Here is a 22782-nt window from a genome sequence, read left to right on the forward strand (position 1 = left end):
CGATTCCGCGCCTGCTGATCAGGTGAAATCCGAGCCGCCGTCGACGTTGACGTTGGCGCCGGTCATGTAGGCGTTGCGACGCGAGGCCAGAAAGGCTGCGACCGCACCCACTTCGTCCGGCAGGCCCGCCCGCGGCAGCTGCGACGAGTGGCCGAAATGCTCGGCAATGGCCTCCATCAGCCGGTATGGGTCCACCCCGTCCGAGTCGTCCACACCGACCGACCGGGCCCAGCCGACCAACGCCTCGGAGGCGACGCTTCCGGGCGAGACCACGTTGACCAGAATCTCCTCGGGCGCCAGCAGCAGGGCCAGATTCTTCGAGATGCTGTTCACCATCGCCTTGGCCGCGGTGTAGGCGACCAGGACTGTGCTTTGGCGCTGCGTCGACTGCGCCGAGAAATTGACGATTCGGGCCCACTGCGCCTTGCGCAGCAACGGCAGCGCCGCCTGCACGGTATGCACCATCCCCATCGCACCCTGGTCGATCGCCCGGCGCCACTGCTCATCGGTGAGATCTTCGAAGGTGCCCTGCACGTCGGGGCCGGCCGCGTTGATCAGGATGTTGAGCTCGCCGCCCCAGCGCCTCCCGAGTTCGGCGAAGGCTTCGCGCACCCGCTGCTCGTCGCAGGCATCGGCGACTATGCCGATCGCCTCCGGACTGCCGCGTCCCCTCAGGTCGTCACACGCGCGGTCCAGGTCGGCAGCCGAGCGCGCCATGACCGCCACCCGTGCGCCGTCGTCGGCCAGGCAACGCGCGGTCGCCAATCCCATCCCCCGGCCACCACCGACGACGACGGCGCGCGCGTTGCGCAAACCCAGTTCCACGGCCTAAGCCCCAGCGTCAGGCGCCGGTCCAGTTCGGGGCGCGCTTCTCAGCGAACGCGATGGCGCCCTCTTTGGCGTCGTGGGAGGTGAACACCGGCGCGATCAGTTCGCCCTGCTTCTGCCAGATCTCATCCTGGCTCCAGCCGGCCGACTTGACCATGATCTCCTTGGTCACCGCGACGGCCAGCGGGCCGTTAGCGGTGATCCGCTCGGCCAGGGCGATGGCCCCGTCCAGTGCTTCACCCGGCTCGGTGAGCACGTTGACGAAGCCCCACTGGGCGCCCTGCTCGGCGGTGAAACTCTCACCGGTCAAAGCCAATTCGAGCGCCTTCTGATACGGAATGCGGTGCGGTAACCGCAACAGGCCACCGCCGGCGGCCACCAGGCCCCGCTTGACCTCCGGGATACCGAATTTCGCGTCCTTGGCGGCCACCACCAGGTCGGTGGCCAACACCAGCTCGGTGCCACCGGCCACCGCGTGTCCTTCGACCGCGGAGATGAGCGGCTTGCGCGGCGGGCGCTCGGTGAAGCCGAGCCCCCGTCCCGGGACGTACGCCAACTCCCCGGCCGCGAATGCCTTGAGATCCATTCCCGCACAGAAGTTGCCGCCGGCTCCGGTGAGCACCCCGACCGACAGTTCGGGAGTGTCGTCGAGTTCGTCGCAGGCCGCAGCCAACCCCTCGGCGACCGCCTTGTTGGCCGCGTTGCGCGCCTCCGGCCGATTGATCGTGATGACAAGAATCCGTCCGCGACGCTCGCGCAGTACCGCTTCTGACACGGCTCACCCTTCAGGCGTTGTGACAAGGTATATCAAAATGCTTACCATAGGCTTTACGGTAAGAGAAGCTCATTACCCCGCGCAGGCGAGCGGTACAGGTAGGTTTGACGGCTAGGTTTAGCAGCGAAGAATCCGGCCGTGTCGACCAGAACTGGAGGTACCCGCAGTGGCAAAGCAGCCAGTCGCCGAGAAACGGCAACGGCGCGAACGCGGATCGATCAACCCCGATGACATCATCGACGGCGCGTTCGAGCTCGCCGAACAGATCGGCGTCGACAACCTGAGCATGCCGTTGCTCGGTAAACATCTCGGCGTCGGCGTGACGAGCATTTACTGGTACTTCCGCAAGAAGGACGACCTCCTCAATGCGATGACCACCCGGGCCCTACGCCAGTACACATTCGCCACCCCGTACGTGGAGGCCAAGGACTGGCGTCAGACGTTGAGCAATCACGCACACAGCATGCGGTCGACGTTTCTGGGCAACCCGATCTTGTGCGATCTCATCCTGATTCGGGCCGCACTGAGCCCGCGAGCCGCGCAGCTCGGCGTCCAGGAAGTGGAGCGGGCGATCGCCAGCCTGGTGGAGGCCGGCTTGTCGCCGCAGGATGCTTTCGACACCTATTCGACAGTCTCGGTGCACATCCGCGGGTCGGTGGTGCTGCAGCGGCTCTATGAGAAGAACCGGGCATCGGATGCCGAGGGGCCGTCTGATTTCGAGGAGGCCCTCGTCATCGACCCGGCCGTGACCCCGCTGCTGGCAGAGACCACCCGCCAGGGCCATCGGGTCGGCGCAGCAGATGACGCCAACTTCGAATACGGGCTCAACTGCATTCTCGACCACGCCGAGCGGCTGATCGAGAAGAACGCCAAGCCGCCGCGGCGTCGCACCGCGCCGACTTCGTCGCCTAAAACCCGCTAGAGGTCCGCTGAGCCTGACGGCGGCGTCCCGCTGCGCCCGGCTCCGCCGCGCTTGCGAACGCCGCTAGACCTCGATCACCACCGCGCCGCCCTGGCCGCCACCGGCGCACATGGCGGCCACACCGATGCCACCGCCGCGTCGCTTGAGTTCGTAGAGCAGCGTGGTCACCATCCGGGCACCGGATGCGGCGATGGGGTGGCCGAGGCTGCAGCCGCTGCCGGAGAAGTTCACCAGCTCTTCGTCGATGCCGTATTCCTTGCACGCCGCGATCGGCACCGAGGCGAAGGCCTCGTTGATCTCCCACAGCGCGACATCGCCGACGGACAGCCCGGCCCGCTCCAGCACCTTGCCGATCACCTTGACGCCGCCGAGCCCGGTATCACGCGGTGCGACACCGACCGAGCCCCAGGCTTTGACGGTGCCCATCACGGTAAGGCCCTTATCACTCGCGTAGTCCGCGTCGACGAGCGCGACAGCCGCCGCGGCGTCGTTGGTGCCACTGCTGTTGCCGGCGGTGATCGAGAATCCCTCGATCTCGGGGTGCAGCACCTTCAGGGCCGCCAGCTTCTCCGCGGTGGTTTCGCGGCGTGGGAACTCGTCGACCTTGAACTCGGTCACCGACCCGTCGGGCAGTTCGACCTTCAGCGGGATGATCTCGTCGACGAATTTGCCGGCGTCGATCGCGGCGATCGCCCGCTGATGCGACCGCGCGGCCCAGGCGTCCATCTCCTCGCGGGTGATGCCCGCCGCCTGCGCGGTGTTCCAGCCGACCGTGATCGACATGTCGCGGGTGGGCGCATCCGGGGTCTCCGGGTGAGTCGGGGGCATCCAGCGCTCCTCGAACTTCAGCTCGGGGCCGGGGATGCGCCAGTTCGTCAGCGGCGTCATCGACAGCGACTGCACACCGCCGGCGATCAGCACCCGCTCCATCCCGGAACCGATCTGCGCGGAGGCGTTGCCGATCGCGGTCAGGCTGCCGGCGCAATGCCGGTTGACCGACTGGCCGGGCACCGACTCCATGCCGCACGCGGCGGCCGCATAGCGAGCCAGATCGCCGCCACCGTAGTGGGATTCAGCGAAGATGATGTCGTCGATCTCGGTCGGCTCGATGCCGGCCCGGCGCACCACCTCGGGCAGCACCGTGGTGATCAGCGCCTCCGGGGGAGTGTTGACCAGAGTTCCTTTGAACGAACGTCCGATGGCCGTACGAACGGCGCCGACGATGACAGGTGTAGGCATTTTTCCGACCTTACATTATTCGCTGTTTTTGTAAAGACACGCGCCTGGTTCACACACGCCGATTCTCACGGCTCCGGGACGTGGAAGTGCTCGTCACGCAGCCGGAACGCCTCCTTGGTTCCGTGCTGCGCCCGGGTCTTGACGAAGTTGAACTCCCCCGGCGCGAACTGCAGGTTGGTGCCATAGGCGTGAAACAGATAGCTGGCCACCTCTTCACCCTGATACGCCTGGCTCTGTTCGACGAGCCGAAACGCCTCCTTGGCGATGACGACTCCGTCGGCGGGCATCTTGGCGGCCTTGCACGCCCAGTACCGGGCCCGCGCGGTCACCGCCGCCGGATCGCAGGTCTCGGTGAACACACCCAGATGTTCGACCGCAGCGGCCTCGATGATGTCTCCGGTCAACAACAGCCGCCGCGCCAGCACGGGCCCGAGGCGATGAAAGAACATGTGCAGGCTGCCCAGCGCCGGGCCCAGAAACCGCGTCGCGGGCATGCCGATCTTGGTGTCACGCGCGATCACCGAGATGTCGGTCATCAGCGCCATCTCGAAACCGCCGCCGAGCGCATACCCGCTGATCTCACCCACGGTGACCTTCGGGAAGCCCATCAGATTGTGGTAGAAGCCGAAAGATTTGCGGTCCACGGTAAGTCGGCGCCGTTGGCTGGGCCGGCCCTTGGCCGGCGGCTGCGCGGTCTCCCCGCGCTCGCCGTACCAGCCGTAGGCGTTGTTCATGTCCGCGCCGGTGCTGAACACTCCTTCGGCGCCCCGCAGCAGCACCACCACCAGATCGTCGTCCTCGGCGACCCGCTCCAGGCAACGGGCGACCGCGTCGCGCATCGCGGCATCGTAGGAATTGCGCCGGCCCGGGTTGTTCAGCGTGATGGTCGCGATGCGCCCGTCGGGATCGACATCGAAGAGCACGCGATCGTCGGCGGTCTGGGCTGCGCTCATCGGTGGGACCCCTCATCTTGTCTGCGGCCGAATCGAATGGCACTCAATTTGTTCGGCGGCGCCGCCGCCGTGGTGACCTCGCCGGTACACAGCAGCTCGCCGCGGTGGAGAAGCCGCGCGGTGGAAGCGATACCCCGCTCCACCTCGGTTCGCACGATGTCGAAGTCCAGCTCGGTGAGGATCGGCGTCGGACGCCGGTAAGTGACCAGCAGTGATCGGGTACGCCCGGCCGAGCCCGCCGCGCAGCTCTGGTGCTGAGTCACGCAGTCGAAGAACACCCCGAGGAAGCCGCCGTGCACCAACCCTGGGGGACCTTCGTAGGGCAGCGGGAAGGTGACTGTGCCCGAGGCGGTCTCGCCATCGAGGTGGTCGAACCGGTACTCCGGAAAGCAGGGGTTGAACGATCCGACGTTGAACGCGTGCGCCAGGTAGACCCGACCGTCCGAGCCGTCAGCCGATTCCAGGCGGGGCATGGCCTCCACCGAGGCGACAGCAGCCAGTTGCCGCTCCCAGTCGGCGAACTGCGTCAGCATGTCGTCCACCAGCGGATGGGGGTGCTCCAAGGCGAGCAGCAGCCCGGTCAGGCGGCGCATCACACCGGCCACCGCAACGGTCTGCCCCAGCGGCAGCTCGCCGAAACGGGCGGTATCTCCGGCCGCAACCACAGAGTCCCTCGAACCGTCCGCCATAGGCCTTTCTCCGCCGAATCGCGCTAATCGTATAGCCTACTGTAGCTATCACGATATAGCGTTGAAAGGTGGACACCACCGTGGCCGACTCCCCCGAATCCGGGTCCGGCTCCGCCCCCGATGGCGCAGTCACGGCGCAGCGTGACGGCACGCTGCTACGCCTGACCCTGGCGCGCCCGGATCGCCGGAACAGCCTGAGCTCGTCGATGACCGATGCACTGGTCACGGCCCTGACCGAGGCGGCGAGCGACGACACGTTGCGGGCCATCCATATCCGGGGCGCAGGCGATGATTTCTGCGCCGGCGCCGACTGGGTGGCCACCAATACCGGCGGCCAACGACCCCGCACCGGCGATCTGGTGCGCCGCGTACCGCACGCCGCGCACCGGGCGATCGAACTGCTGCAGACGATCCAATTGCCGGTCGTGTGCAGCGTCCGGGGTTGGGCGGTGGGCCTGGGCTGCAACCTGGCGCTGGCCGCCGACTTCACGGTGGCCGCCACCGACGCGGTGTTCTGGGAACCGTTCGTGGCGCGCGGCTTCAGCCCCGACTCGGGATCGACCTGGCTGCTGCCACGGCTGGTGGGACTGGCTCGGGCCAGGCGCATGTTGCTGCTGGGCGAACAGGTCAGCGGTGCATCCGCGCAGGATTGGGGACTGATCCACCAGGCCGTGGCACCGGCGGACCTGGACTCGGCCACCGAAGAGCTGCTGGCCGCCTTGGCGCAGGGACCCACGGTGGCGATCGGCCTGACCAAACAGGCGCTGCATCACGCACAGCACGCGACGTTGCCGCAAGCCCTGACCCAGGAGCTGTTCAACCTTGAACTCAGCTGCCGGACAGGAGATTTCAAAGAAGGCCTAGCCGCGTTCGCGCAGCGGCGACCGCCCGGCTTCACCGGCCGCTGACAAGGAAGAGACGGCAATGCCGACATTCGACACCATCGACTACGACGTGCGCGGACACACCGCCACGATCACGCTGAACCGCCCCGAGGCGCTCAACGCGCTGAGCCCGCACATGGTCACCGAACTGCGGACCGCCTATGCCGAGGCCGAGAGCGACGAGGCGGTGTGGGTGGTCATCGTCACCGGCACCGGGCGGGCGTTCTGCACCGGCGCCGACGTGAAGGAGATCCCCGGCGACGGCAAGGTGATCAACGAACGGCCCTATCTGTCGACCTACGAGCAGTGGGAGGCTCCGCAGGAGGGCACTCCCCCATTCCGGACGATGGCCAAACCGGTGCTGGCGGCGATCAACGGGATCTGTTGCGGCGCAGGACTGGACTGGGTGACCACCTGCGACATCGTGATCGCCTCGGACCGCGCGACGTTCTTCGACCCGCACGTCTCGATCGGCCTGGTCGCCGGTCGCGAAGTGGTGCGGTTGGCCCGCGTGCTGCCGCGCTCCGTCGCGCTCCGGATGGCCATGATGGGCAAGCACGAGCGCATGGACGCCCAACGCGCCTACGACCTCGGCATGATCAGCGAGGTCGTGGAGCACGACCGGCTGCTGGCCCGCGCCCACGAGATCGCCGACATCTTGAACTCGAACGCTCCGCTGGCGGTACGCGGAACGCGGCTGGCGATCCTCAAGGGCCTGGATCTGCCGCTGCACGAGGCGGAGATGCTCGCGGAGTCGTTCCGGGAACGCAACCTGCACACCCAGGACTCCCTGGAGGGGCCGCGGGCCTTCGTCGAGAAGCGCGCACCGGAATGGCAGTGCCGATGAGCGGCGAATTCACCACGGTCCTGCTCGACTTCGACCGCACCGCACGCGTCGCGACCATCACGTTGAATCGGCCGGAACGCCTCAACGCGTTCGACCGCACCATGTGCGAGGAGATGGCCGCAGCATGGCGGATCGTCAAACTCGATACTGAGGTCAACGCCGTCGTGCTGCGCGCCGCCGGCGACCGGGCATTCAGCGCCGGACTGGACATCAAGTCCTCCTACGGCCAACCCGACAACGTCTGGAACCACGAAGATCCCGGCGAATTGCTGAGCCCCAAGTGGCAGAAGATGTTCAAACCGGTCATCTGTGCCGTGCAGGGCATGTGCACCGCGGGTGCGTTCTACTTCCTCAACGAGGCCGACGTGGTGATCTGCTCGGACGACGCCACGTTCTTCGACTCCCACGTCTCCGCCGGACTGGTCTGCGCACTCGAGCCGATCGGGCTGATGCGCCGAATCGGGTTGGGCGAAACCCTGCGGATCGCCCTGATGGGCAACGATGAGCGGGTCAGTGCCGACACCGCGTTGCGCATCGGCCTGGTGACCGAAATCGTGTCGCGCGAACACCTCTGGACGCGAGCGCACGAGATCGCCGCCACGATTGCGGCCAAGCCGCCGTCGGCCACCCAGGGCACGGTGAAGGCGATCTGGGAATCCCTGGACAAGCCCTACCGTGCCGCGCTGGACCAGGGCCTGATCTACACCAGGCTGGGCAACCCGCTGGGCAAGGCCGAACTCGACGCGCAAACGCCGCTCCCCGCCGCACCGCCGCGGATCCGCTGATGGCGCATCCGCTGAGCCGGCGCATCGCCGAGGTGCTCGATCTGGCGCCAGAGGCACCGGCATTGCAGTACGACGGCCGGTGGTCGTCGTGGTCGCAACTCGGAGCCCTGGCGCAGCGCATCGCGGACCTGACGCCGTCCGGTGGGCGGGTCGGGATCGTGCTGCGCAACCGCCCCCCGCAGGTAGCCGCCTTGCTCGGCGTCTTGCTCGCCGGGGGCTGTGTGGTAGTGATCAATCCGTCGCGCGGCGACGACCGCACCCGCACCGAGATCGCCGCGCTGGAACTGCCGGTGATCATCGGGCACGCCGACGATCTGGCCGCCCTGGTCACCGCGACACCGCACACCAAGGTCGTGACGATCTCCGATCTCACCGCAGGCCCGCACATCACCGTGGCCAGCGAGCCCAAGCCCGATCCCGGACGCCCCGGCGTGGCGGTGTGGATGCTGACCAGCGGAACCACCGGACCACCCAAACGCGTCGACCTGCGTTACGACATGCTGGCGCACAGCGTGATCGGCCCCGACCCCAAGCATCTCCCCACACCGGCCGAGGTGCGCCGCGGCATCGCGATCGTCAACGCGCCGCTGGTGCACATCGGAGGCGTGTACCGCGTGTTGCAGTGCATCGCCGAGGCACGCCCCTTCGTGCTGCTGGAGCGATTCGAGCTGCAGCGCTGGGCCGAAGCGGTACGAACCTGCCGACCGCGCGCGGTCTCGTTGGTGCCGGCCGCGTTGCGCGCAGTACTGCATTCCGACCTGAGCCGCGAGGATCTGGCCGGCATCCGTGCGGTCACCTCGGGGACTGCCCCGCTGTCCGCCGACGACGCCGACGCGTTCACCGCCAAGTTCGGCATCCCGGTACTCACCTCCTACGCCGCAACCGAATTCGGCGGCGGCGTGGCCGGCTGGACCCTGGCCGACTATCAGCAGTACTGGCAGGACAAACGCGGCAGTGTCGGGCGGGCGAGCCTCGGCGCGCAACTGCGCGTCGTTGACGACGACGGCGCACCGCTCGGCGCCGATCAGCCCGGGCTGCTCGAGGTCAAGCCCGGCCAGCTGGGGCCCGCTGCGAACTGGATGCGCACCACCGATCTGGCCCGTATCGACGCCGACGGCTTCCTGTGGATCCTGGGCCGGGCGGATCAGGCCATCATCCGCGGCGGATTCAAGGTTTTGCCCGACGATGTGCGGGTCGCGCTGGAAGCACACCCGGCGGTCAAAGGCGCCGCCGTGGTGGGCCGTGCCGACGAGCGCCTGGGACAGACGCCGGTGGCGGCGGTCGAGCTGCGTTCTGGAGCCTTCGCCGACGCCGGGACGCTGACCGAATTTCTGCGCGGCCGGCTGGCCGGCTATGAGATTCCCACCGAGATCGCGATCGTCGACGTCATACCACGCACGCCGTCGGGCAAGGCCGACCTGGGCGCGGTTCGGGACCTGATCGGCATGTCGAGCAAGCATGCCCGCTGAGACCCTGCCGCAGATCCTGCGCACCCAAGCGCGGACCCGCGGAGCCCACCCGCTGCTGATCTGCGACACCGAACGGATCAGCTACGCCGACGCCGAGCAGCGCTCCGCGGCATTGGCCCGCCGACTCGTTGCGCTGGGCGCCGGCAAAGGCAGCCACATCGGGCTGTTGTATCCCAACGGCCCAGCCTTCGTGGTCGGAATGCTCGCCGCGGGCCGGATCGGCGCGGTGGTGGTCCCATTCCCCACCCTGTCAACTGCTCCCGAGCTGCGCGACCAGCTGGCGCACAGCGACGTGCGGATCCTGCTGGCCGCCGAATCCTACCGATCGCACGACTACCGGGCGCGGTTGACCGAAGTCCTCGGCGACGTCGATATCGATAGCGCAGCAACGCTGTTCAGCGTCCACGCGCCGCAGCTGCGCCATGTCCTGTTCGGCGCCGAACACTGGGGACCACCGGACGACCAGGACACCCTCGAAGCCATGGAAGATGATGTCGACGGCGGCGACTCACTGGCGATCATCTACACCTCCGGCTCCAGCGGCACACCCAAGGCCGCGGTGCACAGCCACGCCAGCCTGATCGGACACCAACGCAATCTCAACGCGATCCGGCAACTCACCGCCGAAGACACCCTGTTCTGCAACTCGCCGTTCTTCTGGATCGGCGGGTTCGCATTCGCGCTGCTGGCCACGATGGTGGCCGGATCGACACTGCTGTGCTCCAATGCCACCGACCCCGCTGCCACGCTGGACCTGCTCGAAGCCGAGAAGCCCACGCTGACCAATGGTTACGTCGCCGGCATCGCAGCCCTGGCGCAGCACCCGAGCTTCGCCGGACGCGATGTGTCCACCCTGCGCCGCGGCAACCTCTACCCGATCATGGCGCCCGGCGCCCGCCCTGCCGATCCCGAGCTGCGGCACAACATGCTCGGGCTGACCGAGACCGGCGGCGTCGTACTGCTCAGCGGCGACGAGACCGACCAGCCCGAACACCGGCGCGGAAGCTTCGGCATACCGGCCCCCGGTTTCGAATGCCGCGTCGAGTCCGGCGAACTGTGGGTACGCGGCCCCTACCTGATGCAGCGCTACCACAAGCGCAGCCGGGAGGAATGTTTCGACGTTGACGGCTGGTTTCACACCGGCGATCTGGTCCGCACCGACGCCGACGGCTTTTTCTACTACCTGGGTCGACAAGACCGGGTGATCAAGACGGCAGGAGCCAATGTCTCTGCCGCCGAGGTGGAGCGAGCCATCGCCAAGGTCACCGGCGGATCGGTCGCGCATGTGTTCGCGGTGCCCGACCCGCAGCGGGGTCAGTTGGTGGCCGCGGTCATCGTGGCCGGCGACACCGATATCGACGAGGGACAGTTACGCGCGCAGCTTGCCACCGAGCTGTCCGCCTACAAGATCCCGCGCAGGATCGCCTACGTCCGCGCCGCCCAGATCCCGCTGCTGTCCAGTGGGAAAGTCGACCTGCGGCGGCTGGCGGAGGTGCTCGATGTCTGAGGCCCTGACCGTCGACACCGTGGTGCGTTCGCGCGCCTCCGCCGATCCAGCCAAGCCGGCGGTGATCGACCCGAACAACCGGCTCAGCTACTTAGACCTCGAGGTGTCATCACGTGAGCTGGCCGCGGTGTTCGTGCAGGCTGGTATCGGCAAGGGCAGCCGGGTGGGGCTGATCATGCCCAACGGTGTCGACTGGGTGCGCATCGCGGTCGCTGTGACCCGGATCGGGGCGGTGCTGGTGCCCCTGAGCACGCTGCTGACACCGCCGGAACTGGCCGCGCAGCTGCGTGTTGCTTCGGTGCAGTTCCTGATCAGCGTCCAGGAGTTTCGCGGCCGCCGTTACCTCGATGGCCTTCCCGAGGATCTTGCGTCACTGCAACGTATCTGGACAGCAGACCAGTTGGCCGACGCGGTCGCCGAAGCCGGACCCACTCGAATCGTCGACGCCCTGACCGCGACCGTGACTCCCGCCGATCTGATGCTGATCATGTTCACCTCCGGCAGCAGCGGCCCACCCAAGGGGGTGCTGCATTCGCACGGCAGCGCGCTGGGCGCGGTCGCCTCCGGCCTGGCGGCCCGCTGCATCGACGTCGATACCCGGCTGTATCTGCCAATGCCCTTCTTCTGGGTCGGTGGCTTCGGTGGCGGGGTGCTCTCGGCGCTGCTGGCCGGGGCGACCTTGATCACCGAAGGGAGCCCGACCCCCGAGACCACTTTGCGCCTGTTGGAATCCGAGCGGGTCACGTTGTTCCGCGGCTGGCCGGACCAGGCCGAAGCACTGGCCCGCCACGCCGGGGCCACCGACCTGTCGGCGCTGCGGCCCGGCAGCCTGGAGGCGCTGCTGCCGCCGGGATTGCGCGCCGAGCACGGGGCACGCGCCAATCTGTTCGGAATGACCGAAGCGTTCGGGCCGTACTGTGGCTATGCCGCCGACACCGACCTGCCGCCTTCGGCGTGGGGAAGCTGCGGTAAACCCTTTGCCGGTATGGAGGTTCGGATCGTCGACGCCGATACCGGCGCTGCGGTGCCACCCGACACCGTCGGGATGATCCAGCTGCGTGGGCCGCACACGCTGCGCGGCATCTGCGGACGCACCCGCGAGGATGTCTTTACCGTCGACGGCTTCTACCCCACGGGCGACCTGGGCCGCCTCGATCGCGATGGATTCCTGTTCTACCACGGCAGAGCCGATGAAATGTTCAAGGTCAGCGGCGCCACGGTCTATCCCAGCGAAGTCGAGAAGGCCCTGCGCAGCATCGCCGGTGTTGCGGCCGCGGTCGTCACCAACGTGCCCGACGGGGAACGCAACCGGGTGGGAGCGATGGTGGCCGGCGACGGGCTGACCATCGACGCACTGCGCAGCCGATGCCGCGATCTGTTGAGCTCGTTCAAAGTGCCGGCGGTATGGCTGGTGGTCTCCGGGCCCGATGCCATTCCGCACGGGCCGACCGGCAAAGTGGACAAACGGCACGTACGAGACATGTTGACCGCGGGATATCCCGCCGATACAGGCGTGAACCAACAACGGAGGGAACGGATATGACAGGCCGACTGGCTGGCAAGGTGGCATTCGTCACCGGAGCAGCACGGGGACAGGGACGTGCCCACGCGGTGCGGATGGCGAGCGAGGGCGCAGACATCATCGCCGTGGACGTGGCCGGGAAACTGCCCGACTGCGTGCCATACAACCCGGCAAGTCCCGAGGATCTGGCCGAAACCGTCCGACTGGTCGAGGCCACCGGCCAAAGTATCGTGTCCACGATCGTCGACACCCGCGACTACGACGGCTTGCGTGAGGCGGTCACCGACGGGGTCGCCAAACTCGGGCGCCTCGACATCATCGTCGCCAACGCCGGTGTTGCTGCCCCGCAGGCCTGGGATGCCATCTCCCCGGAGAACTTTCGCGATGTCATAGACATCAACGTGACCGGCACCTGGAACACCGTGATGGCCGGCGCCCCGCACATCATCGCCGGGATGCGCGGCGGTTCCATCATCTTGATCAGTTCGGCCGCCGGGATCAAGATGCAGCCGTTCATGGTCCACTACACGGCCAGCAAGCATGCCGTCACCGGAATGGCCCGCGCGTTCGCCGCCGAATTGGGCAAGCACGCAATTCGGGTCAACAGCGTGCACCCCGGCCCGGTGAACACCGACATGGGAACCGGCGACATGGTCAGCGCGCTGGGCCAGGCGATGGAGACCAATCCGCAGCTTTCGCAGATGCTTACCCCGTTCCTGCCCACCTGGGTAGCCGAACCGGAGGACATCGCCGGCACCGTGTGCTGGCTGGCCAGCACCGACTCGCACCTGGTCACCGCCGCCGCGATTCCGGTGGATCAGGGCTGCACACAGTACTGAGCACGTCATGGAACGGTTCAGCGCGGCACTGTCTGCGAGTTTGAACAGCTACGGGGCGGCACCGTGCATCGAATTCGATCGGCACTGGTACTCCGGCGACGACGTCACCGGATACATCGCTGCTGTCGAAGATCACCTGCGGCGGGCCGGAATCGGTCCCGGCGAGCCGGTTGGACTGGTGGTGCGCAACCGAGTACCCCACGCCGCCGTCATCCTGGGGTTCATCGCCGCCGAGCGGCCGATCGTGATGATCTACTCCTACCAATCCGCGCAGGCGATCGCACGCGACATCACCGCGCTGCGCCTACCGGCGATCCTGGCAGACCGGCTGGACTGGAGCGATGTGGCGATCGAGGCTGCCGACGCCCGCGGATCCGCCGCGCTCGCGCTGTCCGATCGTCCCCTCGGCGTCGAAACCCTCACCGGACGAAGACAGCTCGACGATCACCACACCGAGCCGCAACTGGAGCGGCCCGGCCTGCACATCCTGAGCAGTGGTACCACCGGACCGCCGAAGCGCGTACCGGTCGACACATCGGCGTTGCAGCACACCGTGTTGACCATGACGGTCGGCCGCACTCCGCTCCCCGATGATCCACCGGAATTGGTGTACTGGCCGTTCGGCAGCATCGGGGTCTGCCAACTGCTGGTCGGTCCGTACCTGCGCAAGCGGGTCGTACTGCTGGAGAAGTTCACTGTTGAAGCGTGGGTGCGGGCGGTCAAGACCTACCGGATCAGGCGGACCGGTGTGCAGCCCGCGATCCTGCGGATGCTGCTCGACGCCGACGTCGCCAAGGAGGACCTCGCGTCTTTGGAGTACTTGCCCGGGGGTTCCGGGCCGCTCGACCCACAGCTGCGTGAAGAGTTCGAGACTCGCTTCGGCATACCCCTGCTGTGGGCATACGGCGCAACCGAGTTCGCCGGATCCGTCTGCGCCTGGACACCGGAGCTGTACCGCCGCTACGGTGCGGCGAAACCGGACAGCTCCGGCAAGCCACTGCCCGGCGTGCAGGTGCGCATCATTGATCCAGCTAGCGGCGACGAGGTCGCGGTCGGTGAGCGCGGCGTGCTGCAAGCCCGGATAGCCGTGGTGCGTCCGGACTGGATTCGCACCACTGACATCGCGTCGGTGGACCCCGACGGTTTCATCACCCTGCACGGACGCGGCGACGGGGCCATCAACCGCGGCGGGTTCAAGATCCTGCCGGAGACGGTGCGTGCCGTGCTCATCACGCATCCGGCGGTTCGGGACGCCTGCGTGGTCGCCATCCCCGATCCCCGTCTTGGCCAGGTGCCTGCCGCCGCGGTCGAACTGCGGGAAGGCTTTCCGTCACCGACCGCCGAAGAGCTCATCAGCCTGGTGCGCGAGACACTCCCCAGCCATCATGTGCCCGTTGCGGTTGCGATCGTCGATGAGTTGCCGCGCAACCCAGCGCTGAAGGTGCGTCCGGCCGACGTAGCCGCGTTGTTCCAGGCGCGAGCATCAAGAAGCCGGACCGATCCTTAATGGCAGCGCGGGTAGCGCGCACGTCGCAGAGGGCCAGGTGATCTCTGGAACGAAACCCGGGGCGAGCTCGAAATCAGGAATACGGGCCAGCCATTCCGCGACGATAAGTCTGAGTTCCATGCGAGCCAGGTGGGAGCCGAGGCAGCGATGCGGTCCGCCGCCAAATCCCCAGTGCTTGTGGACTTTTCCGTCGAGGACCAACTCATCCCCGGAGCGCTCGTCGGTCCCGTCGCGATTGATCGCACCGAGGCAGAGGCGCACCTGGGCGCCCGCCGGAAGTTCGACGCCGGCGACCGTGACCGGACGAGTGGTCGATCTTCCGACGACCGGTGCCGCAGGTTCGAGGCGGATCATCTCCTCGACGAAGACCGCGATGCCGTCGGCATCGTCACGCAACCCGGCACGCAACTCGGGTCGGCGGGCGAGTTCGAGCATCGTTGCGCCGATAGTTGCGGTGACGGTGTCCAGGCCTGCCAGCACGAACACCAGGGACAGCCCGATCGCCTCATTGTCGCTCAGCGCGTCCGCGCCCCGCAGAAGCTCCGAGAGCATGCCGGGGAACGGATCCTTCCGTTGTTGTGCAACCGCTTCGGCGAGATATCCGTACAGTTCCACCGTAGGGCTCAGATCGACGCTGGAAGGGTCATTGGCAAGACTCAAGGCGATGATCGCGTCCTTCCAGGCGACGAGGCGATCTCGATCCTCGAGAGGCAGCCCGAACAGCGTCAGGAATACCTGCGAAGGATACGGGGTGGCCAGCTGCGCCATCACCTCACACCGATCACGCTGCGCGATCTCGGAGATGATCTCAGCGGCCTGCGCCTGCAACGAGGGCAGCACGGCGATCAGGGTCTGGGGACTGAAATAGCGATGCAGCAGCTGCCGATAGCGCGTGTGCTCGGGGGGATCGAAGCCCAACGGAACCAGCGGGACCGGGCTGATCATGTCGTCGTAGGGAATCCTCGACGAGAACACCTCCCAATTGCGCAGTGCGGCGAGAACATCTTCGCGGCGAGTCAGGTAGTACCAGCCGTCGCCGACCAGCACCGGCCCGAGATCACGCAACGCCGCCCAACCCTCACCGCGGTCACGGGCCATGGGCAGATCGGCGTAGGCGACGTACGGCAGTTCCGGCGCTACGTGTGCATCGGTCATGGCCGCAGAAGTCTTCAACCGCCCACCGATCGTTCGGCATTCTGTTTGGCCTGGCGGCTCTCGTACCGGTCGACCAACTCCCGGAAACCGAGCCGGTGGTATTGCGGGACAGGCTGGATACCCCAGATGTCCTTGGCGGTGTCCTTGCCCTCGGCGCCCTCCGGAGGACCGAGCGGCGGATACGGATACTTGCATTCGAGGTCGTCGTCGGAGTAGCGCACCTTGAGCAGTTCGCTGCAGATCTGGGTAAGACTCAGCGTCGGGTACCCGTAGTAGACCGCCATGAACGGCAGGGTGAACGCGCCCTCGATGACGAGCGCCACCAGGCACACCAAAGTGGCGCGCTTGATCCACTTGTGCATTCGCGCGTAGTACGCGGTGGTGCCCGGCGGAAGTACGTCGGCGGCAGGTGTTTCCATGGTTGCGCTCCTTGCTCAGTCGGAGAAGATTTCCCGGTTGACGGTGTGCAAATATGGGATCGCCAAGAACGGTGTGATGTAAAAGATGTCGTAGAGCCACCAGCCGATCACCGGGAAGATCACCCCGGCATAGCGCACGTCGGCATACATGGTCATGTTGAAGACATAGAGAATCCAGATGAGTACACCCATCCAGCAGGTGACGATCATCCACTGGTGACCCCAGCGCTTCATCTGCAGAAAGCCGATCGCGGCGGCGCAGCGCATCGCGAACACCGTGAGGATCATGCCGAAAACCATGGATTTCTCACCCGGCCCAGCGGCACCCCCGACCCACAGTTCGTTGTAGTGCCAGAAATAGCCGGCGTCGAACATGTGGCCCCAGCCGATCATTAACACCCGGTTGATCAGGGTGTGGTTGGCCACCAGGTCCAGCGACCAGCCCAGGCTGTTGAGCATGCCGTCGATCAGCACCAGGTAGCCGATCAGGGTGACGATCATGGGCCGCACTGCCAGACCTGCACGCTGGGCCTCGCGCTGCAGCCAGACGCCGCGCAGGAAGATCGGCAAGCCGACGAAGCCCGGTACCCACATCCCCATCAACGCTGCGCCGACGATCATCCAACGGTCGGCTCGGCGCTGGGCGGCACGCGATTGCGTCTCATGAACTTCGAGGGCGGCAAAGTCTGTCGCCGAGCCCGACCCGCTCACAGCTGCCACCAACCCCGTGCGAACGACATGTACAGCTGGATACCGAACATGATGGCCAGGTAGCCGTAGATGAAGATCTGAAACACGATGAGGGCTCGCTTGCGGTTACGTTCTTGCTGGTCCATATCTGCGACTTCCTTTCCTAGGGACGCTCGGTGAGCACGCTGGCCGCCACTTCACGTAGGCCGTCGTGAATTCCGCCGTCGGTGGTCAGCGGCGCCAGGATGCACGCTTCGGCGGCCTCGGGCTCGCTAGCCCCGGCGGCGACCAGTTGCGCGGCGTTGACCAGGGTGCGCGTCGAAGGCGGTTCGAAGTGCAGGGCCTGGTCCGCGGTGCGCAGGGCAATGGCGCACTGCACCAGGCGATTGGCGATCTCCGCTTCGACACCGGTCTCGGCCACGATCACCTGTGCCTCACGCTGCGGCGGCAGGTAGTGCATCGGCAGCGTGGCGAACCGCTGCCGGAAGGACGGCTTCAGCTCTTTGAGCGAACTCCGGTAGGCGGGGTTGTAGGAGCAAACCAGCATGAAGGCGTCTGGCGCCGTGATGGTTTCACCGGCGCGATCCAGGTACAGGGTGCGACGGTGATCGGTCAGCGAGTGCAGCACGGCCAGCGAGTCATGCCGTGCCTCCACAACCTCGTCGAGGTAGCAGATCGCTCCGGAGCGCACCGCCTTGGTCAGCGGCCCGTCGGTCCACACCACGTCACCGCCGGCCACCAGGAAGCGGCCCACCAGATCCGAACTGGTCAGGTCGTCATGGCAACTGATGGTGATCACCGGCCGGCCCAGCAGCAAGCCCATGTGCTCGACGAGCCGGGTCTTACCGCAGCCGGTCGGGCCGGTGAGCATAACCGGGATGCGGCGCAGATACGCCTTTTCGAACAACTGCACTTCGTTGCCGTTGGCGAAGTAGACATCGCTGCTCATCGGGCTCCTCGCACGTGGTCGGTCATGCTGCGGTCAGTTCGCGGTGAACGTGGGCCAGGACGCGCGGTAGTTCCGAGACCCGCCGAATCCGTTGGGAACGACGCGGTCCGAACACCTCGGGGAGTGGATCGACGCGCACCGGCCCGACGCCGACGTAGTACACGCACACGCCCGCGTGGTCGGCTTCTTCGACGGCGTGCGCGACATCGGCCCAGGCGTATCGGCCTTCGTATCCCTCGTCGGACATCAGTCCATCACCGATCATGATGAGCAGACGCCGCTCGGAAGGCTGCGCCAGCAGCCGGCTGGTCAGATGTCGCAGCGGTGCACCCAGCCGGGTGTAGCCGCCGGCGCGCAGTCCCAGGCCGCTCGGTGCGACGAACTTGCGGTCGCCGAAGTCTTTGAGGCAGTGCACTTCCACGTGGTGGCGGGTGTTGCCGGTGAACGCGAAGATCCCGTGGCGCTGACGCGCGCTCGTCATCGCTGCCGAGAGCGCGTCCGCGCAGGCCAACTCCAGGCTGAACAGTCGGCCGCCATGCACCCCCAGCGACGAGCTCGCATCGAGCAGCACCGCCGTGGTCACGTCCCGGCCTGCCGGCAGCAAGTCCCGGAAGATCCGCGGCTCCCCCGCCTCCCCGGCCAGCACGTCGAGACGGTGACTGACGTAGGCGTCGACGTCGAGATCGGATCCCTCGGCGAGCCGATTGGTCATGGCGCGCACGGTGTGTTGTTCGAACCACTTACGCAGCTCGATCGCAGCCGGTGAGGGCTCGCCCGATGGTGTTCGCCGATCGCGTTCCACTACCGCGACGTGGTCGGACAACAAGCTGCCGGCGTGCATGTTCCACTCCGGGTACGGGATGCCCGCTCGCCGGTCACGACCGAGAAAGCGATCATCGTCTTCGGGCCGGCTCGGCGGCGGCATGGTGGTGTTGCGAACGCCCCCGTCACCACCCACCGGTACCGAATAGGGGCGGGGGCGCCGCTTTTGGTTGCTCGACCACGGCATGCGGCCAAGGCGGCGCACCGAGGAGGCCAGGCGCCCCGGCTCGGTCCAAGCCGCCGGCAGCGTTCCGGTCAGTGGATGCCCGGCCAGCGGTTGCCGGGTGCGCGCCAACCCGGTCGCTCGATCGAACATCTCAGCGGCCGTCATCTCGGGATCGGCGGGTTCGAGGTCCGGCAGCACCCGCTGTAGCTCGGCCACCAGGCCCGGCCACCGCCCAGCCACCCAACCGAGGGCCACCTGCGACTCGACGAACGTCAGGGCCAGAAGCTCACGCGGCGAAAAGTCGGCCAACCGGTACTGCGCGATTCGCTCCTTGGAGGGTGAGCATTGCAGCGCCACCCCGCAGGTCAGTGTCCGTCTGGTCCAGCCGGGCTCAAAGGGGCCAGGGGGGTGAGGAACGTAGACGGTGGACAGATTCGGATTCAGGCTGAAACTTCTTCGGGCGCCGGTCATCAACCGCGCACCGTCGCGGCGTCGGTCGCTCAATGCGACTGCCGTCAGCGCGCAGCTGGTCTCCAGCGCCAGGGGCTCCATGTCCGCCTCGGTCAGAAAGTTCCGATGCTGGAGAACATCCAGTACCAGAATGCGATGATCAAACACGTTCCGCCCCATGCGGCGACGTAGCGCAGAATCTCCCAAAGCCAGGTCATCACAGTTTCCTATCGTTGGTCAGTCGGAGAAGATCTCCCGGTTGACGGTGTGCAGGTACGGGATCGCCAAAAATGGTGCGATGTAGAAGATGTCGTAGAGCCACCAGCCGATCACCGGGAACACCACACCGGCGTAACGCACATCGGCGTACATGGTCATGTTGAACACGTAGCCGATCCAGATGAGCACGCCCATCCAGCAGGTCACCACCATCCACTGATAACCCCACCGCTTCATCTGCAGAAACCCGATCGCCGCCGCGATCCGCATGGTGAACACAGTGAAGATCAGGCCGACCTCCCAGCCCTTCTCACCCGGGCCGGCCGCCCCGCCGATCCACAACTCGTTGTAGTGCCAGAAGTAGCCGCCGTCGAACATCGCGCCCCAGCCGTTGAGCAACACCCGGGCCAGCAGGGTGTGGTTTGCCACCACGTCCAGCGCCCAGCCCACGGCGTTGATCGCGGCGTCGATGATCACCAGGTAGCCCAGCAGCGTCACCAGCATGGGCCGCACGGTCAGTCCGTCGCGCTGGGCATTGCGCTGCAACCAGATTCCCCGCAGAAACAGCGGAAGACCGAAGACACCGCATGCCGCCGTACCGATCAGCATGCCGCCACAGATCATCCACCGGTCTGCTCGGCGCTGGGCGGCCCGTGACAGCTCCAGGTGCTCATCGAGCCCGAGCCCGTCGCGCAGTTGCTGCGGTGCAGTAGGCAATGGCCGCCCCCTCGCCGTTTGAGGAACGCCTACGACGGTAGGGAAATTACTGACTTAAGTCAATGACTTTTGGCGAGTTCAGTGCGCAGCCCCCAGGCCACGCAAGGTCCTGGTCACGTAGTCGGCGACCAATTCCGGACGAGTCGGCCAGTCATGGGTGGTGATGAGCAGGGCGTAGAGGCCGAGCAGGAAGAACACCGCGCTGTTCATCGCCACGACGTCGTTGTCGATCTCGCCGCGCTCCCGCGCCAGTTCGATGCGCCCGGCGATCAGCACAATCAGCGGGTGATGCTCGCCGTTCTCGGCGGGGGGCCGGGTCGGCGAGAAGTGCAGCGCCAGGAATTCGGTGAACAGCGGATCGCCCAGGCGTCGCTCCAGATCGATGATCAGGCGCGCGGACTCACCCAAGATGTCCGAAAGCCCTTGGTGCTCACCAAGGAACTTCTCGAACTGCTTGGTGATTCGCTCTTCCTCCCGGCGCTCCAACTCCAGCAGCACGTGTTCTTTGGTGGGGAAGTGAAAGAAGAATGTGCCGTGCGCGACGCCGGCGGCGGCCACGATGGCGCCGACGTCGGCCTGGGCCATCCCGGTCCGCTTGAATTCGGCAGTCGCCGCACCCAGCAGCCGCTCGCGCGTCTGCAGGCGCCGCGCCTCGCGTGCCGTCACCTTCGCCGGCTTGTCCGCCACGGCCATGCCTTGATCCCTCTGTCCACCGACTCTGCACCATTCGCCGTACGACAGTATCGCCTCCCGGCGGCCGCGCATATCAGATGACTTAAGTCAGCGTTTTGGATTCCTGCAGGGTCGTCGAGATCAGGGCGCGGATGTTGTTTCGACAGCGTCCACACACCGTCCCGGCCCCGGTGCACTCACCGACCTGCTTGGTGGCGGTGGCACCGGCCCGGGCCGCGTCGATGACCTGCTGACTGGTCACCCCGGCGCACAAGCAGACGTACACAGCGCGTCAGGCCCCGGTCTCGAGGGCCTTTGCCTCCAGCTGCGCTTTGTCCACCTTGCCGGTGGCATTCAGCGGCAGCGCATCGACGAAACACACCGAGCGCGGCACCTTGAACCCGGCCATTCGGTCGCGGCTCCAGGCAATCAGGTCCGTCTCGGAGAGCGGCGGGTCCGCGGCACTTCTCACCACAAACGCCTTGCCCACCTGGCCCATTCGCGCATCGGGTACGCCGATCACCGCAACCTGCGAGATCCCCGGATGCTCCAGCAGGAAGCCCTCGATCTCGGCGGGATAGGCGTTGAAGCCGCCGACGATGAACATGTCCTTCTTGCGGCCGACAATGCGCAATCGGCCGGCGGCATCCAGCGTGCCGACGTCCCCGGTGTGCAACCAGCCTTGCGCGTCGATCGCCTCGGCGGTCGCGTCCGGGTCGTCGAGGTAGCCGACCATCACGTTGTAGCCGCGTACCAGGACTTCACCGTCATCGGCGATGCGCAACTCGATGTCTTCGCAGGCCCGTCCGGCCGTGGTCGCGATGTCCTCGAACGAGTCGCCGCGTCGGGAGGCCGTCACCGTCCCGGCTTCGGTGAGCCCGTAGCCGGTCATGATGGACCGGAACGGCAGCTCGTTGCGGATCCGGCGGATCAGATCGACCGGAATGTCCGCGGCACCGGTGACCGCGGCCCGTAGCGACGACAGGTCGCGAGTCCCACGCGCGTCCAGCAGTGACTGATAGAGCGTCGGGGGGCCCGGAAGCATCGTGATGCGCTCGGATTCAATGAGTTCGGCCACGGTGTCGACGTCGAAGACCCGCACCGGCACCATGGCGGCGCCCCGGATGCACGCGGCGATACAGCCCGCCTTGTAGCCGAACGTGTGGAAGTAGGGGTTGACCATCAGGTACCGGTCGCCCTCGCGCAGGTCGGCCAGATCGCACCATTCGGCGTAGAGCCGCAGGTTCTGTTGGTGGGTCATCATCACGCCTTTGGGCCGGCCGGTGGTACCCGAGGTGAAGATGATGTCGGCGATGTCGTTGCCCGCGCCGCCGCGCTGTAGTGGCGAACCGCTGCTCAAGAAATCCGATCTCAGGTCGATCACCGGAACACCGGGCGCGGCACTGAAATCCAGCCCCAGAAAGCCCTTCTCCACCAGGACTAGCTTGGCGCCACTGCGGCGGATGATGTCCTCGGCTTCACTCGGCTTGAACCGCGTGTTGACCGGAACCAAGACACCGCCGGCGGTCAGCAGCCCGAATGCGGCGATGATCCAGTCCGCCGAGTTCGGCGCCCAGATCGCCACCCGATCGCCCTTGGCGACACCCGCTGCCGCGAACGCTCCTGCCGCGCAACGGACCCGATCGGCCAGCTCAGCGAAGCTCAACCGTACCGGGCCGTCGGCGATCGCCTCGGCATCCCCGAAGCGATCGCCGACACTTAGGACCATCTCGGGGATGGTCTCCCAGCGTGGCACC

The 22782-nt window shown here is 66.7% G+C and carries 24 protein-coding genes; 9 read left to right on the forward strand and 15 right to left on the reverse strand.

The window, feature by feature from the left end; translation table 11 throughout:
- Positions 1-18: 18 nt before the first annotated feature.
- Together MJO54_RS19285 and MJO54_RS19290 are read right to left on the reverse strand one after the other, a co-directional pair.
- Entirely contained in the window at positions 19-825 is an 807-nt protein-coding gene (locus MJO54_RS19285) for an SDR family NAD(P)-dependent oxidoreductase (RefSeq protein WP_240175337.1), read from the reverse strand.
- A 16-nt stretch (positions 826-841) separates the two neighbouring features.
- Positions 842-1603: a crotonase/enoyl-CoA hydratase family protein gene (locus MJO54_RS19290; RefSeq protein ID WP_046283988.1), complete on the reverse strand. Its 762-nt coding sequence runs from the start codon at positions 1601-1603 to the stop codon at positions 842-844.
- Between the two features lie 166 nt (positions 1604-1769).
- On the opposite strand from MJO54_RS19290, the gene MJO54_RS19295 reads away from it, so the two are divergent.
- Positions 1770-2525: a TetR/AcrR family transcriptional regulator gene (locus MJO54_RS19295; RefSeq protein WP_240175338.1), complete on the forward strand. Its 756-nt coding sequence runs from the start codon at positions 1770-1772 to the stop codon at positions 2523-2525.
- Between the two features lie 63 nt (positions 2526-2588).
- Here the strand turns inward: MJO54_RS19295 and MJO54_RS19300 are convergent, their stop codons facing one another.
- The 3 genes from MJO54_RS19300 to MJO54_RS19310 all read right to left on the reverse strand — a co-directional run bounded on the left by MJO54_RS19300 (position 2589) and on the right by MJO54_RS19310 (position 5406).
- The gene (locus tag MJO54_RS19300; protein WP_046283990.1) at positions 2589-3764 is read right to left on the reverse strand and encodes a thiolase family protein; all 1176 of its coding nucleotides are present in this window, start codon (positions 3762-3764) and stop codon (positions 2589-2591) included.
- 65 nt (positions 3765-3829) lie between these two features.
- The gene (locus MJO54_RS19305) at positions 3830-4717 is read right to left on the reverse strand and encodes an enoyl-CoA hydratase/isomerase family protein (RefSeq protein WP_046283991.1); all 888 of its coding nucleotides are present in this window, start codon (positions 4715-4717) and stop codon (positions 3830-3832) included.
- On the reverse strand, positions 4714-5406 hold the full coding sequence (locus MJO54_RS19310; protein ID WP_046283992.1) for a hotdog family protein: 693 nt from the start codon (positions 5404-5406) through the stop codon (positions 4714-4716). Before MJO54_RS19310 ends, MJO54_RS19305 begins: the two co-directional genes overlap by 4 nt.
- 68 nt (positions 5407-5474) lie before the next feature.
- Here MJO54_RS19310 and MJO54_RS19315 point away from each other — a divergent pair, with 68 nt between their 5' ends.
- From MJO54_RS19315 to MJO54_RS19350, 8 genes are read left to right on the forward strand one after another with little or no spacing between them, the layout of a single operon-like run.
- On the forward strand, positions 5475-6314 hold the full coding sequence (locus MJO54_RS19315; protein ID WP_082977628.1) for an enoyl-CoA hydratase/isomerase family protein: 840 nt from the start codon (positions 5475-5477) through the stop codon (positions 6312-6314).
- A 16-nt stretch (positions 6315-6330) separates the two neighbouring features.
- On the forward strand, positions 6331-7137 hold the full coding sequence (locus tag MJO54_RS19320) for an enoyl-CoA hydratase/isomerase family protein (RefSeq protein ID WP_046283993.1): 807 nt from the start codon (positions 6331-6333) through the stop codon (positions 7135-7137).
- A complete protein-coding gene (locus tag MJO54_RS19325) occupies positions 7134-7922 on the forward strand; it encodes an enoyl-CoA hydratase/isomerase family protein (RefSeq protein ID WP_105294638.1) in 789 nt (262 codons plus the stop codon). Before MJO54_RS19320 ends, MJO54_RS19325 begins: the two co-directional genes overlap by 4 nt.
- Positions 7922-9391: a class I adenylate-forming enzyme family protein gene (locus tag MJO54_RS19330; protein WP_240175339.1), complete on the forward strand. Its 1470-nt coding sequence runs from the start codon at positions 7922-7924 to the stop codon at positions 9389-9391. Before MJO54_RS19325 ends, MJO54_RS19330 begins: the two co-directional genes overlap by 1 nt.
- Positions 9381-10898: a class I adenylate-forming enzyme family protein gene (locus MJO54_RS19335; protein ID WP_240175340.1), complete on the forward strand. Its 1518-nt coding sequence runs from the start codon at positions 9381-9383 to the stop codon at positions 10896-10898. Before MJO54_RS19330 ends, MJO54_RS19335 begins: the two co-directional genes overlap by 11 nt.
- The gene (locus MJO54_RS19340; RefSeq protein ID WP_240175341.1) at positions 10891-12441 is read left to right on the forward strand and encodes a class I adenylate-forming enzyme family protein; all 1551 of its coding nucleotides are present in this window, start codon (positions 10891-10893) and stop codon (positions 12439-12441) included. Before MJO54_RS19335 ends, MJO54_RS19340 begins: the two co-directional genes overlap by 8 nt.
- Positions 12438-13259 (forward strand): mycofactocin-coupled SDR family oxidoreductase, encoded by an 822-nt coding sequence (locus tag MJO54_RS19345; RefSeq protein WP_046283998.1) that lies wholly within the window; start codon positions 12438-12440, stop codon positions 13257-13259. The genes MJO54_RS19340 and MJO54_RS19345 overlap by 4 nt, the downstream gene beginning before the upstream one ends.
- A gap of 7 nt (positions 13260-13266) precedes the next feature.
- Positions 13267-14766, forward strand: coding sequence for a class I adenylate-forming enzyme family protein (locus MJO54_RS19350; RefSeq protein ID WP_046283999.1), 1500 nt, complete (start codon positions 13267-13269; stop codon positions 14764-14766).
- On the opposite strand, the gene MJO54_RS19355 is transcribed toward MJO54_RS19350, so the two are convergent.
- The 10 genes from MJO54_RS19355 to MJO54_RS19400 all read right to left on the reverse strand — a co-directional run bounded on the left by MJO54_RS19355 (position 14743) and on the right by MJO54_RS19400 (position 22781).
- Complete coding sequence (locus MJO54_RS19355) at positions 14743-15921, reverse strand: cytochrome P450 (RefSeq protein WP_046284000.1); 1179 nt, start codon at positions 15919-15921, stop codon at positions 14743-14745. The genes MJO54_RS19350 and MJO54_RS19355 overlap by 24 nt on opposite strands.
- Before the next feature lie 14 nt (positions 15922-15935).
- On the reverse strand, positions 15936-16340 hold the full coding sequence (locus MJO54_RS19360) for a hypothetical protein (protein WP_046284001.1): 405 nt from the start codon (positions 16338-16340) through the stop codon (positions 15936-15938).
- Positions 16341-16355: 15 nt separating this feature from the next.
- On the reverse strand, positions 16356-16961 hold the full coding sequence (locus tag MJO54_RS19365) for a hypothetical protein (RefSeq protein ID WP_233428730.1): 606 nt from the start codon (positions 16959-16961) through the stop codon (positions 16356-16358).
- Between the two features lie 86 nt (positions 16962-17047).
- A complete protein-coding gene (locus tag MJO54_RS19370) occupies positions 17048-17176 on the reverse strand; it encodes a hypothetical protein (RefSeq protein WP_024441860.1) in 129 nt (42 codons plus the stop codon).
- A 17-nt stretch (positions 17177-17193) separates the two neighbouring features.
- A complete protein-coding gene (locus MJO54_RS19375; protein ID WP_046284003.1) occupies positions 17194-17979 on the reverse strand; it encodes a CbbQ/NirQ/NorQ/GpvN family protein in 786 nt (261 codons plus the stop codon).
- Between the two features lie 22 nt (positions 17980-18001).
- Complete coding sequence (locus tag MJO54_RS19380; RefSeq protein WP_240175342.1) at positions 18002-19519, reverse strand: nitric oxide reductase activation protein NorD; 1518 nt, start codon at positions 19517-19519, stop codon at positions 18002-18004.
- A gap of 135 nt (positions 19520-19654) precedes the next feature.
- A complete protein-coding gene (locus tag MJO54_RS19385; RefSeq protein ID WP_434085451.1) occupies positions 19655-20260 on the reverse strand; it encodes a hypothetical protein in 606 nt (201 codons plus the stop codon).
- Between the two features lie 171 nt (positions 20261-20431).
- Positions 20432-21046: a TetR family transcriptional regulator gene (locus MJO54_RS19390; RefSeq protein WP_065153084.1), complete on the reverse strand. Its 615-nt coding sequence runs from the start codon at positions 21044-21046 to the stop codon at positions 20432-20434.
- An 82-nt stretch (positions 21047-21128) separates the two neighbouring features.
- Positions 21129-21311, reverse strand: coding sequence for a (2Fe-2S)-binding protein (locus MJO54_RS19395; protein ID WP_240175344.1), 183 nt, complete (start codon positions 21309-21311; stop codon positions 21129-21131).
- Positions 21312-21317: 6 nt separating this feature from the next.
- A complete protein-coding gene (locus tag MJO54_RS19400) occupies positions 21318-22781 on the reverse strand; it encodes a FadD3 family acyl-CoA ligase (protein WP_259602749.1) in 1464 nt (487 codons plus the stop codon).
- Between the last annotated feature and the right edge of the window lies 1 nt (position 22782).

The organism is Mycolicibacter virginiensis (genome assembly GCF_022374935.2).
Taxonomy (GTDB): domain Bacteria; phylum Actinomycetota; class Actinomycetes; order Mycobacteriales; family Mycobacteriaceae; genus Mycobacterium; species Mycobacterium virginiense.

Coding starts and splice junctions, on each gene's coding strand:
- MJO54_RS19300 (WP_046283990.1), bottom strand. CDS start 3,764: ATGCCTACACCTGTCATCGTCGGCGCCGTTCGTACGGCCATCGGACGT.
- MJO54_RS19370 (WP_024441860.1), bottom strand. CDS start 17,176: ATGGACCAGCAAGAACGTAACCGCAAGCGAGCCCTCATCGTGTTTCAG.
- MJO54_RS19345 (WP_046283998.1), top strand. CDS start 12,438: ATGACAGGCCGACTGGCTGGCAAGGTGGCATTCGTCACCGGAGCAGCA.
- MJO54_RS19340 (WP_240175341.1), top strand. CDS start 10,891: ATGTCTGAGGCCCTGACCGTCGACACCGTGGTGCGTTCGCGCGCCTCC.
- MJO54_RS19335 (WP_240175340.1), top strand. CDS start 9,381: ATGCCCGCTGAGACCCTGCCGCAGATCCTGCGCACCCAAGCGCGGACC.
- MJO54_RS19310 (WP_046283992.1), bottom strand. CDS start 5,406: ATGGCGGACGGTTCGAGGGACTCTGTGGTTGCGGCCGGAGATACCGCC.
- MJO54_RS19385 (WP_434085451.1), bottom strand. CDS start 20,260: ATGATCTGTGGCGGCATGCTGATCGGTACGGCGGCATGCGGTGTCTTC.
- MJO54_RS19305 (WP_046283991.1), bottom strand. CDS start 4,717: ATGAGCGCAGCCCAGACCGCCGACGATCGCGTGCTCTTCGATGTCGAT.
- MJO54_RS19355 (WP_046284000.1), bottom strand. CDS start 15,921: ATGACCGATGCACACGTAGCGCCGGAACTGCCGTACGTCGCCTACGCC.
- MJO54_RS19380 (WP_240175342.1), bottom strand. CDS start 19,519: ATGGAGCCCCTGGCGCTGGAGACCAGCTGCGCGCTGACGGCAGTCGCA.
- MJO54_RS19375 (WP_046284003.1), bottom strand. CDS start 17,979: ATGAGCAGCGATGTCTACTTCGCCAACGGCAACGAAGTGCAGTTGTTC.
- MJO54_RS19360 (WP_046284001.1), bottom strand. CDS start 16,340: ATGGAAACACCTGCCGCCGACGTACTTCCGCCGGGCACCACCGCGTAC.
- MJO54_RS19320 (WP_046283993.1), top strand. CDS start 6,331: ATGCCGACATTCGACACCATCGACTACGACGTGCGCGGACACACCGCC.
- MJO54_RS19365 (WP_233428730.1), bottom strand. CDS start 16,961: ATGATCGTCGGCGCAGCGTTGATGGGGATGTGGGTACCGGGCTTCGTC.
- MJO54_RS19390 (WP_065153084.1), bottom strand. CDS start 21,046: ATGGCCGTGGCGGACAAGCCGGCGAAGGTGACGGCACGCGAGGCGCGG.
- MJO54_RS19350 (WP_046283999.1), top strand. CDS start 13,267: ATGGAACGGTTCAGCGCGGCACTGTCTGCGAGTTTGAACAGCTACGGG.
- MJO54_RS19330 (WP_240175339.1), top strand. CDS start 7,922: ATGGCGCATCCGCTGAGCCGGCGCATCGCCGAGGTGCTCGATCTGGCG.
- MJO54_RS19325 (WP_105294638.1), top strand. CDS start 7,134: ATGAGCGGCGAATTCACCACGGTCCTGCTCGACTTCGACCGCACCGCA.